This window comes from Corallococcus sp. CA053C (assembly GCF_003611675.1).
Classification (GTDB): Bacteria; Myxococcota; Myxococcia; order Myxococcales; family Myxococcaceae; genus Corallococcus.
Window position 1 is genome coordinate 1 of record NZ_RAWA01000202.1, and the last position, 16737, is coordinate 16737.

The 16737-nt window shown below is 72.8% G+C and carries 13 protein-coding genes; 6 read left to right on the forward strand and 7 right to left on the reverse strand.

Going from position 1 to position 16737, the window contains the following annotated elements; all coding sequences use genetic code 11:
- From D7V97_RS24610 to D7V97_RS24620, 3 genes are all read left to right on the forward strand, one after another.
- Positions 1–3264, forward strand: a 3264-nt coding sequence (locus D7V97_RS24610) for an AAA family ATPase (protein ID WP_120613077.1), incomplete at its 5' end; no start/stop codon positions are given.
- Between the two features lie 171 nt (positions 3265–3435).
- A complete protein-coding gene (locus tag D7V97_RS24615; protein ID WP_199728923.1) occupies positions 3436–5037 on the forward strand; it encodes a hypothetical protein in 1602 nt (533 codons plus the stop codon).
- A gap of 4 nt (positions 5038–5041) precedes the next feature.
- Positions 5042–6487, forward strand: a complete 1446-nt coding sequence (locus D7V97_RS24620; protein WP_120613078.1) for a serine/threonine-protein kinase — start codon at positions 5042–5044, stop codon at positions 6485–6487.
- A 14-nt stretch (positions 6488–6501) separates the two neighbouring features.
- Here D7V97_RS24620 and D7V97_RS24625 read toward each other — a convergent pair whose 3' ends face one another.
- The 7 genes from D7V97_RS24625 to D7V97_RS24655 form a co-directional block, all read right to left on the reverse strand.
- Positions 6502–6783, reverse strand: a complete 282-nt coding sequence (locus D7V97_RS24625; RefSeq protein ID WP_120613079.1) for a hypothetical protein — start codon at positions 6781–6783, stop codon at positions 6502–6504.
- A gap of 122 nt (positions 6784–6905) precedes the next feature.
- A complete protein-coding gene (locus D7V97_RS24630; RefSeq protein WP_233583167.1) occupies positions 6906–8321 on the reverse strand; it encodes a sigma 54-interacting transcriptional regulator in 1416 nt (471 codons plus the stop codon).
- A 90-nt stretch (positions 8322–8411) separates the two neighbouring features.
- Entirely contained in the window at positions 8412–9209 is a 798-nt protein-coding gene (locus D7V97_RS24635; RefSeq protein ID WP_120613080.1) for a ZIP family metal transporter, read from the reverse strand.
- Between the two features lie 65 nt (positions 9210–9274).
- Positions 9275–10882, reverse strand: coding sequence for a carbohydrate-binding domain-containing protein (locus D7V97_RS24640; protein ID WP_120613081.1), 1608 nt, complete (start codon positions 10880–10882; stop codon positions 9275–9277).
- Positions 10883–10913: 31 nt separating this feature from the next.
- On the reverse strand, positions 10914–11894 hold the full coding sequence (locus D7V97_RS24645) for a HEAT repeat domain-containing protein (RefSeq protein ID WP_120613082.1): 981 nt from the start codon (positions 11892–11894) through the stop codon (positions 10914–10916).
- Positions 11894–13066 carry a HEAT repeat domain-containing protein gene (locus tag D7V97_RS24650; protein WP_120613083.1) on the reverse strand — a complete coding sequence of 391 codons (1173 nt, stop codon included), beginning with the start codon at positions 13064–13066 and terminating at the stop codon, positions 11894–11896. Before D7V97_RS24650 ends, D7V97_RS24645 begins: the two co-directional genes overlap by 1 nt.
- Positions 13067–13193: 127 nt before the next feature.
- A complete protein-coding gene (locus tag D7V97_RS24655) occupies positions 13194–13739 on the reverse strand; it encodes a peptidase M23 (protein ID WP_120613084.1) in 546 nt (181 codons plus the stop codon).
- Between the two features lie 324 nt (positions 13740–14063).
- On the opposite strand from D7V97_RS24655, the gene D7V97_RS24660 reads away from it, so the two are divergent.
- The 3 genes from D7V97_RS24660 to D7V97_RS24670 form a co-directional block, all read left to right on the forward strand.
- Positions 14064–15578 (forward strand): M91 family zinc metallopeptidase, encoded by a 1515-nt coding sequence (locus D7V97_RS24660; RefSeq protein WP_120613085.1) that lies wholly within the window; start codon positions 14064–14066, stop codon positions 15576–15578.
- Positions 15579–15591: 13 nt separating this feature from the next.
- Positions 15592–16239 (forward strand): hypothetical protein, encoded by a 648-nt coding sequence (locus tag D7V97_RS24665; protein ID WP_120613086.1) that lies wholly within the window; start codon positions 15592–15594, stop codon positions 16237–16239.
- 18 nt (positions 16240–16257) lie between these two features.
- The coding region (locus tag D7V97_RS24670; RefSeq protein WP_199728924.1) for a spermidine synthase at positions 16258–16737 on the forward strand (480 nt) is incomplete at its 3' end.

Below are 16737 nucleotides of genomic sequence, written 5' to 3' on the forward strand. Positions count from 1 at the left end.
GCGGGGGGCAGGGCGGGGACGCCCATCTACATGGCGCCGGAGCAGTGCTTGAACGCGCGCGAGGCCGGTGCCCCCGCGGACCTCTATGCGCTGGGCGTCCTGCTCTTTGAATTGCTCACCGGCGCGCCGCCCTTCCACGGCAGCCCGGACGAGGTGCGCGAAGGCCATGTGAGCCAGCGTCCGCCGCGCGTCTCCGAAAGGGCGCGGGTGCCCGCGGCGCTCGACGCGGTGGTGGCGCGGTGTCTGGCCAAGGAGCCCGCGGAGCGCTTCGCGAGCGCGCTCGACGTGCTCGCCGCGTTCGAGGCCGCGTGCGACGAACTCGCGCTGCCGGACGTCATCGGGATGCCGGACGCATGGCTCCCCACAGGCCCGGCGCTGACGACGTTCGAGGCCACGAGGTCGGCGCCGGGCCTGCGTCCGCCCGCATCGGTGAACAGGCTGGGGGCCACGCTGGCGACGTTCGCGGGCACTCGGCCCGTGGCGGTGCTGGGCCTGCGCACGCCTGCGTCGGTGGAGGGGCTGGCGGCCACGCTGGAGCCTTTCGGCGGTGTGTTGGCCCGGGTCGCGGCGGGCGGCTACCTGCTCGTCTTCTGCGAGTCGTTGTCCGCGGAGGCGAACCTGCGCGCGGGGGCGCTCGCGGCCCGGAGGCTGGTGGAGTCCGCGGAGGCGGTGGCCGTCCTCCACATCGCGGAGCTGTATGTGCACCCGGGCACCACCCTGGCCCGCGTCGCCGGGGCCGCGCTGGAGCGGCCGGACTCCTGGTGGCGCGCGGCTGTCCCCGCGGGAGAGGTGTGGGTGACGCCGGAGGCCGCCGCGCGGCTGGAGCCCGGATGGACCGAGCCCGCGACCGGCACGGACCTGCGCCTGCGCCTCCACGACGAGGAGGGCGCGCGCGTCGAAGGGGAGACGCCTCCGTTCGTGGGCCGCGATGTGGTGCTGGACGCGCTGGCGGCGGACGCGGGCCGGAGTCTCACGGAGGAAGTGCCGGGCCTGTGCGTGCTCACGGGCGAGGTGGGGCACGGCAAGTCGCGGCTGCTCAAGGCGCTCGCCACGCGGGTGGAGGATGACGGCCGCGTGCGCGTGATCCGGCTGCGCGCGCCGCCTCCGGATGCGTCGGTGTCGGGCTCGCTGCTGGACGCGCTCCGCGCTGTCGTGGGCCGCCCGTCCGCGGAGCCTCGCGTGCTGGCGGAGGCGCTGCTCGCGCGGGCCCGTGAGGCTCCGCTGGTGTTGCTGCTGGACGACGCGCACCTCGCGGATCCGCTGAGCCTGGATGCGCTGGAGCGCGCCACGCTCGCCGGGCCCCGCGCGCCCTTGTGGGTGTGCGTCGCCGGACGTCCCTCGCTGCTGGGGCTGCGTCCGCACCTGGGCGAGCGCAGCGCCCACGCCTCCCAGCACCCCTTGCCGCCGCTGCCGCCCGAAGCGAGCCGCACGGTGCTCCTCCATCTGCTGCGCCCCGCGGAGCACATCCCGGAGCCGGTGCTCGCGCGCCTGGAGCAGCTGGCGCAGGGTGTGCCCCTGTCGCTGGTGGAGCTGTCGCGGGCCCTCAGGGCCGCGGGCGCGCTGCGCTCGGCTCCAGGTGGCGGGTGGTACGTCGCGCCGGACGCGCTGCTGGACGTGTCGGTGACGCCGCTGTTCGAACGGTTGGCCCCGCGCGTCCTGGCGGGTCTGCCGGAGGTGCACCGCGTGCTGGCGCGGCTGTGCGCGGTGCTGGGCACGGAGGTGGACGTGGCGCGCGTGGACGCGGCCCTGCGCCACCTGGCCGTCGGACCGGAGCTGTCGCGCGCCGCGACGCTGGATGCCGGCGCGGGGTTGCAGCGACTGTCGCGCGCGGGCCTCCTGCGCCCCGCGGGGCCGGGCCGCTTCGCCTTCCGTCACCCGCTGCTGCGCGAGGCCCTGGAGGCCCTGCTGCCTCCGGCACCGCGCCGCGCGCTGCACGCCGCCGCGCTGAAGGCCAGCGTGGGCGACGACGTGGCCGAACGCCGCCGCCGCGCCCACCACGCCGCGGTCTGCGGCGCCCACCCACAAGCAGCGCGGGACTACCTGGCGCTCGCGGAGGAGGCGCGCGCCGGGCACCTGTCGGTGGAGGCGGAGCAGCACTACACGCGCGCGCTCGCGCTCCTGCCGGAGTCCGACACCGCGAGGCGGGCCCAGGCCCTGGCGGGGCGGGGCCGGGTGCGTCACCGGCTCCAGCGCTTCCGCGAGAGCCTGGCGGACCTGAGCGCGGCGCGGGCCCTCGCGAAGGCGCGGAGCGACGCGGCGCTGGAGGTGGACCTGCTGCTGGAGGAGGCCACCGCGCGCGACTGGATGGAGGACTCGGAGGGCTCCGCCGCGTGCACGCGCGAGGCGCTGGACGCCATCGAGCCGCTGGACGCGCCGCGCCTGTCCCTGCGCTGCGGACTGGCCCGGGGCCGGCTGCACGTGCGCCAGGGCGAGTGGGCCGCCGCGGCGCGCGTGCTCGCCTCCACCGCCGAAGGCGCGGAGGGCGCGAGGGACCACGAGACGCTCGTCGTGTCACTGGCCCTGCTGGGCGCCGCGCTCACCTTCCTGGACCGCGCCCCGGAGGCCGCCGCGCGCTTCGACGAGGCGCTGGAGCGCTGCGAGGCCACGGGCGACGGGCTGCACAAGGCCGCGGTTCTGAGCAACCGCGTCCTGCTGTGGCTGCGGCAGGGCGACGTGGCGCGGATGGAAGAGGACCTGCGCCGCGCGATGGCGCTGGGACGCGAGCTGGCCCACGCGCAGATGGAGCGCTGGTCCACCTTCAACCTGGCCGAAGTCCTCTACATGCAGGGCCGCCTGGACGAAGCGCTGCCCCTGGCCTGGCGTGCCCATGAGCTGGGCGTGCGCTTCTTCCGCGAGCACCCGGTGCCCGTGGATGCGCTGCTCCTCGCCCGCATCCTCGCCGCGGCGGGAGACGAAGGGGCGGCGGCCCGACAGCTCGCCTGGATTTCGCAGCGCTGTCCGCCGGAGTCGTTGCCACCCACGGCCATCATGCGGCGGCTGGTGGAGCTCCAGGTCCACCAACAGGAAGCAGGCGCCTTCCGGGCGACGGACTGGGAAGCGCTCCACACGGAGGCGGACGCCCTGGCCTCCCCGGACGAGAAGGCGGAGATCCTCCTGCAGGCCACCGGCATCGCCCGGCGCACCGGCGCGATGGACGAGGCGCGGGCATGGTTGGCGCGGGCCGCGCCCGCCGTGTCCGAGGCGCCACTGTGGTCTACGCGTTTCCACGCATTGCGGACCGCGCTCGCCGCTGAAGCGCTGTAGCGCGAAACGCTACACGCGCCGCGCTCCGTAACGTTTCGCGCTACAGCGAGACAAGAAGGCCACGTCTGGGGTTTCCTTCGCGGAGCGGGGGCTTTGCCGGAAGCCCTGGCCCGCCGAGTGCTTGGTCCGTCCCGCCTCGTCCCCCGAGTCCTGCCTAGGAGCGTTCGCGCGATGGCCACCCCATTCCCCAGAGTCCCCTGGTGTTTCCTGCTGCTGGCGTTGACCGGCTGCGAGCCCGCGGTCACGCAGGGCCCCGAAGCCGGCTTCGAAGCCGAGGTGCTCGGCACGAGCGAAGCGGACATCCGCATCGCCAACTCGCTCACGACGCAGGAGCTGGTGCTCAACGCCATCGCCGCGAACCACGACGCCAACGAAGCCCTGTCGACGCACTCGCTGGAGTCGCTCTTCGACCCCGACGTCATGGTGGTCGGCGCGGACAGCGCGCTCATCGCCAACCAGCTCCACGACCCGGATGCGCAGCGCTTCATGGCGTACCTCGTGGGCTGCGCGCTGGGGCCCGGTGAGACGCTGGAGTGGCTCAACCCCTTCCTGCCCCCGGGCTCGCAGCGCAGCGAGTGGGCCGGCTCCGCGGGCCTGTGTCCCCAGTGGCGCACGAGCGCGCCGCTTCCAGACTCCGCGTGCCTCAAGCGCGTGACGGCCTGTCTCCTCGCGCGCAACAACGGCCTGGGCTACCGCGTGGAGCTGTCGATGCGCGGGGAGATCCACGAGCCGCTCGTCCCCCTCGACCAGCCCTTCGCGCTGGACGCGTGGACGGAGCCGTTGGATCACGTCCCGGGTTCGCCCGCGTCGCTCAACAGCGCGGCGCCCTGCTCCAGCGCGACGGTGGGCTCCGGGCGCAACTGCGGCTGGACGATGCACTCGGTGGGCTGGTGCCCCGCGGGCCAGACGGTGTCGGTGGGCGCGGGAGGCCCCACGGGAGGCGCGGCGGCCTGTCCGTCGGGGACGCCGCTGGGCTCCAGCTCGGGCGCGCGGATGATGTTGCGCGTGTGCCGGGGCATCGCCGGGTGTGACAACACGGACGGCCGGCTCGTGGCGAACAGCGAGGGCTGCACGTCGGGCTCCACGTACCCGCTGCCGTCGCCCGCGACGGATCCGTCGGTGAGCGCCACCTGCCCGGCCCAGGGCGGCTACTTCACGGTGATGACCGCGCCCTGGAACAGCGCGGCGACCGGCACGGCGAATGTGGCGGTGAGCGCGGGCGTGCAGGCGCCGCTCTCCGAGCGCGGCGTGTACCGCGTGCGCGAGGGGGCCTTCTACGGCAACCTGTTCGGCGCCCAGGCGCTGCGCGACGAGATCAACGTCCTGGTGACGACGGACAAGCGCGGCCGCTACGTCATCACGCGGCCGACGGACCGCCAGGTGAAGCCGATCTTCAACAACCTCTATGCCTGCTACGACCCGGGCTGGGTGTACGGCATGGCCTACGCGACCTACCGCGTGTGCGCGCTGCCCGGCACGCACGAGGACTGCGCGGCCACCGTGACGGGGCCCTGCTGGGACGCGAGCCCCGACGTCCGGCAGTGCGGTAAGCAGGACGGCCCGCTGCTGACGGGCGACGGCGACTTCGAGGACTGCAAGGACACGGTGGGCAACCACTGGCTGGAGCCCGTCACCGTCTTCCTGAACGGCGCCTGCGACCTGGTGGACGACGCGCACCGCGAGCTGTGCGCGCGCTGGTCGGAGCCTCCGCCTCCGCGCGAGGGCCAGGGCGGTGTGGACGGCAAGACGCCCGTGGAGCCGCGGAAGCGCTGAGCCCATGGCGGGGAACGGCGAGGAGGCGCTGTACGGAGAGGAGCTGCGGCCGGGCGCGCTCGTGGGCGAGTGGGTGGTGGAGCGCGTCCAGGTCCGGGGCCCGGTGTCCGCGCTGTACCGGGCGCGGCACGCGAGGACGGGCGTGCCCGCGGCGCTGAAGGTGCTGCACCCGCAGGTGGCCACGGCGGCGGTGGCGCTGCGGCGCTTCCGGCGCGAGGCGGCCACGCTGCAGCGGCTGCACCACCCGCACATCGTCACGGTGCTGGGGTACGGCGAGCTGTCGGACGGCCGGCCCTTCATCGCGATGGAGTGGCTGGAGGGCCAGGACCTCGCGGCGGAGCTGGCCACGCGCGGGCCGCTGTCCCCGCGCGAGGTGCTGGCCGTGCTGGAGCAGGTGGGCGCCGCGCTGCGGGTGGCGCACGCGGCGGGCGTGGTGCACCGCGACCTGAAGGCGCAGAACGTGGTGCGGCTCGCGCAGGGGCAGGGGGGCCCTGCGGTGAAGCTGGTGGACTTCGGCGTGGCGAAGGGGCTGGTGCCGGGAGCACCGGGCAGCTCGTCGCTCACGCACACCGGCGTGGTGCTGGGCACGCCGCTGTCCATGGCGCCGGAGCAGATCCGCGGCCAGGTGCCGGACGCGCGCACGGACCTGTACGCGGTGGGCGTGCTGCTGTTCCAGCTGCTCACCGGCATGCCGCCCTTCCAGGGCACCACGCGCCACGAGGTGGAGCAGCAGCACCTGCACGCCCCTCCGCCGCGTCCGGGCGAGCACGCGCCCGTCTCCGCGGCGCTGGACGCGGTGGTGCTGCGCTGTCTGCGCAAGGAGCGCGAGGACCGCTACCCGGACGTGGACGCGCTGCTGGACGACCTGCGCGGCGCGGTGCTGGGGGGCGCGGCGCCGGTGGAGGTGCCGCGCGCGCTGGGCTTGTACGTGCAGGGCCGGACGTCTGGAGACCCGGACTCCGCCGCGATGGAGGACCTGGACGCGGGGCTGGAGCGCGCGAGCGCCCTGGCCCTGGAAGCGGGGCTGGAGGTGCGCGTGGTGGGCAGCGCGTGCCTGCTCGCCGTGGCCAGCCTCCCGGACGACGTGCGCCGCGAGCGGGAGTTGCGCGCGCGGGTGCTGGACGTGGGGCTCGCGCTGACGCGGGGAGAGGCCGCCGCGAGCCTCGCCGTCACCGTGCACGTGGACCGGCTCACGTCCGGCGCTGGGCTCGGTGACGGGCTCGGTGACGGGCTCGGTGCCGGGCTCCATGGCCCGCCCGACGCCGCGGCCTCCGCGTGGGATGACGCCGGCAACGAAGGGGGGCTGCTCCACCTGCCCGCGTGGGTCCAGGACGGGGGGGACAGCGCGCTCGTCGTCACCGGCGCGGCGCTGCGCGGACTGGAGGCGGACTTCGTCTCCAGTCCGGTACCGGGTGCGACCGACCGCTGGCGGCTCTCAGCGAGACGCTGAAAGGCCCGCGACGCTCACCACTGCGCGCACGCCGTGGCGCCGAAGGTCGTGGAGTAGGCGGTCGTCCTGCCAGACACCCAAGCGGTGTTGGAATCGCAGCCGCAGGTCCACCAGCCGACCTCGTTGATCTTCTCCGGCTCCGAGTAGAAGACCCGCTCGAAGGACTGGTGGTTGCACGCCGGGAGCTCGTCCTCGCGCGTGGCCAGGTCCACCGGCGCGTCCACGTCCGCCTCGACACCGCCACAACCCGCCAGCAGGCCCACACCCATCAGCACGGCCATCAGCTGCATCTTCATGTGTGTCTCCTTGAGGGACTCCGGGTGTCCCGAACCCAGGGAGCCTCCCTCAAGGGATTTGATGCACGGTCATTCCCTCCAGCACAGAGGGAAGAAATGACCCAGCGGCCGCGTGTGTCCACTCAGGGCTTGATGCCGTGCCTGCGCAGCAGCCGGTAGAAGTGCACGCGGTCCATGCCGGCGGTGATGGCGGCCTGGGCCACCTTGCCCTGGTGCTTCTCCAGCAGGGCGCGCAGGTAGCGCCGCTCGAAGTCGTCCACCACGCGCCGCCGCTGCTCCGCGTAGGGGCGCGACAGGTCCACCTCCAGCGGGCTGCCCTCCGGCCGCGAGTCCTCCTCCGCCAGGGGCAGCGCGTCCTCGAATACGAGGCAGCGCTCCAGGTGGTTGCGCAACTCGCGCACGTTGCCCGGCCACGCCGCGTGCCGCAGCCGCGACAGGAACTCCGGCGTGCGCAGCGCGCCCGTGCGCTCCGGATCCGCGCCCAGCGACTGGAGGATGCCCGACACCAGCATTGACAGGTCCTCCGGCCGCTGGCGCAGGGACGGCATCCCGATGCGCAGCACCGCGAGCCGGAAGAACAGGTCCGAGCGGAACCGCCCCGCGTTCACCTCCGCGCGCAGGTCGCGGTGCGTGGCCGCCATCAGCCGCACGTCCACCGGCAGGTACGTGTTGCTGCCCACCCGGCGGATCTCCCGGTTCTCCAGCACGCGCAGGAGCTTGGGTTGCAGCTCCGGGGGCAGCTCCCCAATCTCGTCCAGGAAGACGGTGCCGCCGTCGGCCTCCTCGAAGACGCCCGCGCGCCGGTTCACCGCGCCGGTGAAGGAGCCCTTCTCGTGGCCGAACAGCTCGCTCTCCAGGATGTGGGCGGGGATGGCGCCGCAGTCCACCACCAGGAACGCCGCGTCCTTGCGCCGGCTGGCCTGGTGGATGGCGAGCGCCGCCTGGCTCTTGCCCGTGCCCGTCTCACCCTCCAGCAGCACGGTGACGTCGCGTGCGGCGGCGCGCTCCATCATCGCGAAGCAGCCGCGCATGGCCACCGACGTGCCCACCAGCGAACCGAAGCGCGTCAGGTCCGACAGCGGCAGTCGGTTGCTCTCCGCGCTGAAGTCGAAGCGGAGGACGACCCGGCCCAGCCGCAGCAGGCTGCCGCTGCGCAGGATGCCCTCTACCACCTGCACGCCGTCCACGATGACGCCGTTGAGGCTGTCCAGGTCCTTCACCTGCGGGCCCTTGGGGCCGATCTTCACCTCGCAGTGGAAGCGCGACACGGTGGAGTCCTCCACCGCGCAGTCGTTGAGCGGATGCGAGCCCACCGAGCAGGTGTCCGACGTGGACTCCCACACCATGCCCGCGCCGGGGCCCTCCACCACGGACAGGCGGAAGCGACGCACCACGGGCAGGTCCCCGGGACGACGGGCCTGCTCGTAGGGCAGCGTCACGTGGAGCGCGGCCTCCGTCTCCTCTTCTTCCGGGCGGGCGGCCTTGTCCTTGTGCTCCCCCGGGGCTCCGTCGACGCGGGTTCGATCCGACACAGACATGCAAATCAAGCTAGCACGTCCGGGCCTCCCCGGGCGGGGCGGCGCGGGGGTGGGTGACCACATGGGCGCACCGCGCGGCCTGCCCCCCCGTCAGCTCAGCGTGACGTCCAGGAACATCATCAGCACGAAGCCCACCATCAGGCCGGCCGTCGCCTCGCGCGCGTACTCCTGGCGGTGGCTCTCCGGGATCATCTCGTCGCTGACGACGTACAGCATGGAGCCCCCCGCGAACGCGAGCGCCCACGGCAGGATGCCGGACGCGAACGACGTGGCGAAGAACCCCACCAGGGCGGCGGCCCCCTCCACCAGCCCCGTGTACAGCGCCACCAGCACCGCCTGCCCGCGGCTGTACGCCACGCCCATCAGCGCCAGCGCGACGACGAAGCCCTCTGGGATGTCCTGCAACCCGATGCCCACGAGGATGGGCGCGGCGATCTCCATCGAGCGGCTGCCCACGCCGGTGCCCACCGCCAGCCCCTCCGGGAAGTTGTGCAGCGCGATGGCCAGCACGAACAGCCAGATGCGCTTCAGGTTCGCGGCCTCGGCGTTGCCCTCCTGGCCCTTGATGAAGTGCTCGTGCGGGATGAAGCGGTTGCACAGGTGCAGGAACAGGCCGCCCACCAGCATGCTGCCGCCCACCACCAGCGCGGCGGTGAAGCGCGACGTGTAGCGCGCCTCGCCCAGGTCGATGGCGGGCACCACCAGCGAGAAGGCCGTGGCCGCGAGCATGACGCCCGCGCTGAAGCCCATCAGCACGTCCTTGGAGCGCCGCGAGATGCTGCGCGCCGCCAGGGCGGGCAGGGCGCCCAGGCTGGTGGACAGGATGGTGACCGCGCTGCCAGCGAGCGCGAGCGCGAGGGTGGAGGTGCCGAAACCGCTGTCGGACATGGCCCCCCAACCTGTCCCACTCCGCCGCGCGCGGCCACCTTTTCCCATGGCCGCTCCCCAGGGCATCAGGGGGACTCGGCGGCCTCCAGCTGCTGGAAGTGGGCCTGGAGCAGCGCGCCCGCGTCATGGCCGGGCACCAAGCAGCCGCCCCCCTCGAACGTGGTGGGCTGCCAGGTCGTCAGGTCCTTCACCAGGGTGCCAGGCACGTCGAAGGCGTGGCCCAGCAGGCCGATGCGGTGGCCCTGGAGGTACGCGAAGAAGTCCGGGATGCGCGCCTCGGTGCCCACCTTGCAGGTGTCGCTGAAGGCGTTCCACTCGGTGGCGATGACGGGGTGCGAGGCCGTCAGGGCGCCGAAGCGGGTGTTCCAGTTGTTCTGATCCGACGCCAGCGTCGCGTTGTCGGCGATGTGGAAGTAGTACGGATGCACCGCGTACATGATGCGCGGCGGGCTGAGCGTGTCCGTCAGCAGGGGCACGCCCTGGAGCTTCCCCGCGTAGTTGGCGCCGTCCGCGATGAGCACCTGCGTGGCGCCCAGCGAGCGCACGTGGTTGACCAGTTGCTGGTAGCCCACGGCGGGCACGCCCAGGTTGGACAGCGGGGACGTGCCGCCATTCTTCCACTGCGCCCAGGCCGCGCTGGTGACGTCGTTCTGGGGCTCGTTGAAGAGCTCGAACATCACGTCGGGATCCGCCTTCAGCACCGGCACCAGCGTGGACCAGGAGCGCAGCGTGGCGGCCGACGGCAGCGGGTGCACGTCACCGCACGAATAGAACTGGTCCTGCATGGAGACGATGACCACCAGCCCCAGCGAGCGCGCAAGCTGCACGTCCGCCTGCACGCGGTCCACGTAGAACTGGCGGAACATCGGGTCCTGCGGATCCAGCCCGCCCTGGCTCACCTGGAAGCGCACGGTGTTGGCGGACCACGCGTCGCGCGCGGCCAGCAGCTCCGTCTGGCCAAAGGCGGTGCGGGCGTTGCGCGGCACGCTGGCGGGATTCGCGCAGCCGTCGGGCGCGAGCACGCCCACCATGTTGAAGCCCCGGGGTAGGAAGGGCTTGCCGTCGCGCAGCAGCTGGGGCCCGTCCACGCTCATGCCCGTCCCGCCGCCACCGCCGTCCACGGCGACGTCCAGGTGGTTGAAGTTGAAGCCGCCCGTGTCCGCCACCACCTGCACGGAGTGGACGTTGGCGCCCAGCGTGAAGCTGCCCAGCGACACCGTGGACCACGACTGCGCGCCGGTGGCCTGCGTGAAGCTCACGGCAGGACGCACGAAGCCGTCGATGATCAGGTGCAGCGTCTTCGTGCCGGTGACGCCGGACGCGACGCGGGCCTTGAAGCTGTAGGTGCCCGCCTGGGTGACCTGAATCGTGTAGCCCAGCCACTCGCCCGGGGCGATGGCCGTGACGTTGTAGCCGCCGCCCACGTCGGTGGTGGCCTGGAGGTCCACGTCGTCCGCGCGGTACACGCCGCCGGAGTTGCCGGCCGTGGTGTCGTGGTAGCCCACGCCCTCGCCGCCCGTCTTGTAGTCCTCCGCCTGGAGGCGCGCCGGCACGGGGACCGCCACCGCCTGGGCCTGCGTCGTGGGAAGCGCGGGCTGGGGAGCGTCCTCGGGAGCGCAGCCGGCGAGGAGCAGCAGGGAGGCGAGGGGAAGCAGCGAGATGCGGCGGCTCATGGGGCTCTCGGGTGCGGAGGGGCAGGAGGTGTCACGGGCGCAGGCGCTGCTTCTCCCGCAGGAGCAGGTGCCACTCCTGGAGGTTCGTCCGCAGGGCGCCCAGCCACGCGTCGATTTCAGGGTCCATGCGCGGATCCACGCCGCGCAGCGACTCCAGCAGCGGCCGTGCGTTGGACTGGCCCAGGCGCGCCAATCCCTCCAGCGCGGACTTGCGCACCGCAGGGTCGCTGTCGCTCTTGTACAGCGCGGTGAGCGAGCGGCGCGCGCCCGCGGACTCAAGTCCCGGCACGCCGCCCAGGGCCTTCGCCGCCGCCGCGCGCAGGGCGGGGTCCTCCGAGCGCAAGTGGCCGGTGAGCTTGCGCACCGCCTCCGGGCTCGCGGCCTCCATGGAGACCTCGCCCAGGAGGCGCGTCGTGACAGCGGGGTCCTGCGACGCGGCGGCGACCTGGATGGCCTTCTCCGCCATCTCCGGGTTGTGGCCGAAGTAGATGCCGGCGCTCTCCGTCACCAGGTTCTCCACCACCGCCTGCCGTACCTCCGGCGCGCTGTCGCGCACGAGCTGCTCGTAGGTGACGACGTCGCCGTTCTTCGCCATGAACTCCACCGACGGCGCACCCTTGAGCGCGCGCACCGCCGCCGCGCGCAGGCCGGGGTCGGCGTCTTGCTTCGCGCGTGAGAGCAGCGGCTGGAGCAGCTCCGGCTGCTGCGCGTTGCTCGCCTTGGTGGCCAGCGCGGCGCCAATCGCCTCCAGCACGCCGGGGTCCCGCTCCTCGCTCACCGCGCGGCCCAGGGCCTGCGGCGGCAGGGCGATGGCGGCTTCCTTCAGGCGCAGCCGCGCATAGCGCTGGTAGGCGGGCGAGCCCGTCTTCATCGCCACGCGCACCTCGTCCAGCATGCCCTCCACGGTGCAGGCCGTGGGGGTGGGGACGGCGATGGGAGCAGGTTGGGCCAGGGCCAGTCCCGGGAGCAGCCCCAGCCAGAGGACACAGGACCGCTTCGTTCGAGAGCCCATCAGTGCGGCGCTCCTTCCTCGACCACGCAGTCGTGGTGTTCCTTCTTGCCCAGCCAGATGCGCGCGAAGTCCGTCGTGCCGGTGGCGTACAGCGCCTTGAAGTCCAGATAGTCCTGCCGCAGCCGCGGATCCTTCCGCGCGAACTCCTCCACCAGGGGCAGGGCGTCCGCGCCGGCCGCGCGCACCGCGAAGCGCAGGAAGGCCCAGCGCACGCACACGTCCTGCTCCCCGTCGAAGGCGGAGCGGAACGCGGCCAGGGCCTTCTGCGGATCCTCGGTGACGGCCAGCCGGAAGGCCGCCATCTCCCGCACGTCGCGCTCCTTGTCGGTGCGCATCACCTTCGCCAGTACGTCGATGGAGTCCGAGTCGAGCAGCGGATCGGAGTACGACGGCATCTCCAGCGCGAGCAGCCGCACCGCCGTGTCCTCGGACGTCGTGCCGATGTCCAGCAGGTCCTTCCAGTACGGCGCATAGGTGCCCGTGCGCGTGTAGTCCTCCTTCATCACCCGGCCCAGCGTGCGCGCGGCCATCCAGGCGGCGGAGTCCGCGGAATCATCCAGCGCGATGGCCTTGAGCCGGCCGCGCGTCTCGGGCGTGAAGCGGTGCTGGGTCTCCAGCGCGTCCAGCGCGGAGGCGCGGTCCGGCGCCGCCAGCGACTTGTCCTCGGCCACCGCCACCAGCTTCTCGGTGACGCGCGGGTGGCGCACGGCGGGGGCGGCCTTCAGCGCCTCCAGGTAGATGGCCGGCTCCGGCGGCGCGGACTTCATCGCCCACGTCACCAGTTGCAGCGCGCGGTCCGGATCATTCCCCACCAGCTCCGTGAGGCGCTCCTGGAGGTACGCCACCAGCGCCGTGTCGCGCGACTGGATGGCGGCGGCCACGGCCGCGTGCAGCGAGTCGAGCGTCGCGTCCCTGTCGAGCGCGGCCAGCCCGTCCCAGCACCCGGGCATGGGAATCTGTTCGCGCGGCGGCGGACGTGCGCCCGGCGCGGCGGCCACGGGAGCACCGCTGCCCGAGGCACCCGCGGTGGTCGCGGAAGGGCCCGGGGTTCCGGGCGGTGGACGGGCGGCGTCATCGGAGCGGGCCGTGCCACGCCACAGCACGACGCCCACGGCGACGAGCAGGAGGAGGAGGCCGGCGAGCGCGACCTTGATGGAGGGACGGGAGGTCATGTCGGCAGGGGGCTCACGCGGAGGGAAAGGCGCACGCGCGCCTCGCGTCGTAAGGAGGAGACGGGAGCGAAGCAGCCGGGCAGGGGACGCGGCGCGGACGCCGGCCCCTGCTCGGGACACGCACGGGCTACAGCGTGGGAACGCCCAGGCGGTTGTTGCAGTACGCGTTGGTGCCGCACGTGGTGCCGACGCTGGTGTACCAGGCCGACATGCGCGTGCCGTACTGACGGTTGTCCGAGTGCGAGTGCGGTCCGGTGGCGCTGCCCGTGCCGCCCACGAGTCCCAGCGCGCAGCGGTCACACGTCTTCGTGCCGGAGCTGACGTTGGCGTAGAAGTGCAGCTGGCGGAAGTCCCAGCCGTTGGCGCCGGACACCACGTAGTAGTTGCCCGCGCCGCCGTTGCAGGTGGAGCCGTTGCAGGCCGCCGCACAGCCGCCGTAGTAGTAATAGTAGAAGTTGCCCACCAGCATGCCGCGGTGGTTCCACTCGCCGCAGGAGCTGTTGCCCACGTCCAGCGCCGTGTGGCTGCTGCCGGTGCAGTTGTAATAGGTCGTCGAGTTCACGTACGCGGCCGTGTCGCAGATGGGCCCGTTCGCGGTGGCTGCCGCGGCCGTCCCGGCCCACACCGCGACGGCCAACGCCGCCACGGTGGACATCAAGGTCTTCAGCTTCATGGGTGCTCCCTCCCGTCGTCGCATTGCCTGCCGGGACACGGCGCCTGATCGCTGCTCCGCGCCCCCGTCCGTCACCCGCATCCCATGGATGTCGGGCGAGACGTGGAAGCCGTAATACATGAAAACCGAGTACATTCTCAAGAATCGGTTTTTGAGAAACGCAACGATTCCAGGCGGTTCCGTGCCGCGCCGTGTCGTCTCTCACCGGCTGGCGCAACTGTGGGGGAGTTCCCACGACAATCTGGAATGTCGGTATTCGTCCGACGCCTGGTGCCCCGTCGCCAGGAGACCCGAGCCGGGTGCGCGCCACCTGGGAGAAGCGACATGACCACGATTGGCAAGCCCGGTTCGCGTCCCACCCCCGTCGTGAAGCAGGAGCCGGTGAAGGTGCCCGCCCCCGTGGCCGCGCGCCCCAACGTGGTGAAGGCGGCCGTGTCCCAGCGCATGAAGGACGGCTTCGAGGCGGCGCCCCAGCGCGCGGCGCCCGCGCGGACCCAGGTGCTGAAGGAGTCGGGCGGCGCCGAGGGCGGCAAGGCCAAGGCGGACGTGAAGAAGAAGGACGACGGCGGCGGGGGCTTCTTGGGGGGCATCGCCTCGGCCCTCGGCAAGGCCGTCCAGGGCGTGGTGGACACCCTCACGAAGCCGCAGGTGAGCACCAACGCCGAGGGCCGGACGGTGGTGAACCTGGGCGTGGGCGACAACACCGCCACGGTGTCGCAGAACAAGGACGGCGGGCTGACCATCAAGTCCGGCGACGACACGGTGACGCTCACGGCGGCGCAGGCCCGGGGTGCCATCATCGAGGGCGGCATCGGCAACGACTCCATCACGCTGGACGCGAGCGTCACGCAGGACCTCACGCTGGACGGTGGCGCGGGTGACGACACGCTCACGGCCGGCAAGGGCAACGACACCGTCATCGGCGGCGAGGGCAAGGACACGCTCAGCGGCCTGGACGGCGACGACTACCTGGAGGGCGGCGCGGGCGATGACACCGTCGAGGGCGGCGAAGGCCGCGACGTGCTCTACGGCCTGGATGGCAACGACACCCTGACGGGCGGTGGCGGACGCGACTACATCGACGGCGGCGCGGGCGACGACAAGGCCTCGGGCGGCACGGGCGACGACCAGGTCATTGGCGGTCGGGGCAATGACACGCTGAGCGGCGACGCCGGCAACGACGCGGTCGCGGGCGGCGAGGGCAAGGACACCGTCGAGGGCGGCACCGGCACCGACAAGCTCTACGTGGAGGAGAACGAGACGACCTCCGACGCGGCGAAGGGCGAGCGGAACATCGTCGACATGACGAACGCGGCCACGGTGGGCAGCTCGGTGTCCGTCACCGGCAGCGCGGACTACCAGGCGCGCGTGCAGTCGGACCTGGACGCGCTGCGCTCCATGCCCGCGGGTCAGGAGCTGCTGCGCACGCTGGACGCCAGCGGCAAGACGACGACCATCTCCGAGACGAAGGGCGGCAACAACGCCAACGGCACGCCGCTCAGCGACGGCTTCATGAACGCGGACGGCACGCCGGGCAAGGGCTCGGACGCGACGGTGGGCTACAACCGCACGCGCATCTCGCTGGGCGCCAGCGAGGAGTGGATGACCCGTCCCCCCGTCGTCGGCCTGTTCCACGAGCTGGTGCACGCCTCGGACATCACCAACGGCACGCTGGCGAACGGCGAGAAGAACGGCACGCGCAACCTGGAGCCGTCCGCGGTGGGTCTGCCCATCGACCTGGACAACGACCCGAAGACGCCGGATGTGGTCCAGGGCGGCCGTCCCGGGGAGAACGTCCTGCGCGACGAACTGAACCTGCCCACCCGTACGCACTACTAGCAGGAGGCAAGGGATGCGAGGCTTCCGCCTGGCTGGCGCCTTCGTGGCGCTGGCACTCATCATCGGTTGCACGCGGGCGCCGGAGCGGCCCGCGGACCCTCCCGGAGGACATCGCATGGCCCAGGCGGACGTGGAGCTGAAGGTGGAGTCGGTGGCGCGTGAGGCGGACACGCTCGCCGTCACCTATGCGGTGCACAACCGGACGTCCCGGGCCGTATTGTTGCTGGACGGCCTGTGGGACTTCGGGTTCGGCGGCCAGCCCACGCTGGATCCGCACCGCGCCTACGTGGACCTGTCCGGCGGGCAGGTGGTGCTGTCGCGCATGCTGATCCGCGTGCCGGATGACTTGATGGTGGAAGCGCCGGAGGTGCCGTCGGTCAGCCGCGTGGAGCCCGGCGCCACGGCGACCCGTCGCGCGGTGGTGCCGCTGCCCTTGCGCACCTCGCTGCCGTATCCCACGGGCCCGGTGGAGACGCGTGAGCTGTCCGCCGTGCGCGAGGTGCGGCTGCGCGTGGGCTACCTGCCGGACGCCGAGGGCCTGAAGCTGCACGAGGGCAAGGACTCCCACGGCAATGTCACGAAGACGCCGGAGTACGGGCCCGCGGTGACGGCGCAGCGCGTGCTGGACAGTGGCCCCCAGCCGGTGTCGGCCGCGAAGTAGGGAGCGCGGGTCCTGGCGTTGCCAGAAGACGGCTCGGAAGAAGGGGCGGGCCCGGTCCTCATCACCGAGGACGACGACGGGCGCCGCTCGCTGCGCTTTGGTGAAGGGGGCGCGCGCCAGAGCGTGGTGTGGCCCGGCGAACCGCTGCGGCTGGAGCTGCCCTACACGCGCATGGCGATGGTGGCGCTGGCGTTCATGCCCCGGCCGGAGAACATCCTGGCGGTGGGGCTGGGCGGCGGCGCCATCCCCATGTTCCTGCGCGCGGTGTTGCCCGACACGCACATCGACGTGGTGGAGGTGGATGCCGCGGTGGTGGAGGCCGCGAAGCAGTACTGCGGCTTCCAGGAGGACGCGCTGCTGCGGGCGCACGTCGCGGACGGCCGGGCCTTCATCGAAGCGCAAGGACCGCCGTACGACGTCATCATCCTGGACGCGTACGGGGCGGACCACATCCCCCTGCACCTGGCGACGCGCGAGTTCCTGGGGGCGGCGCGCTCC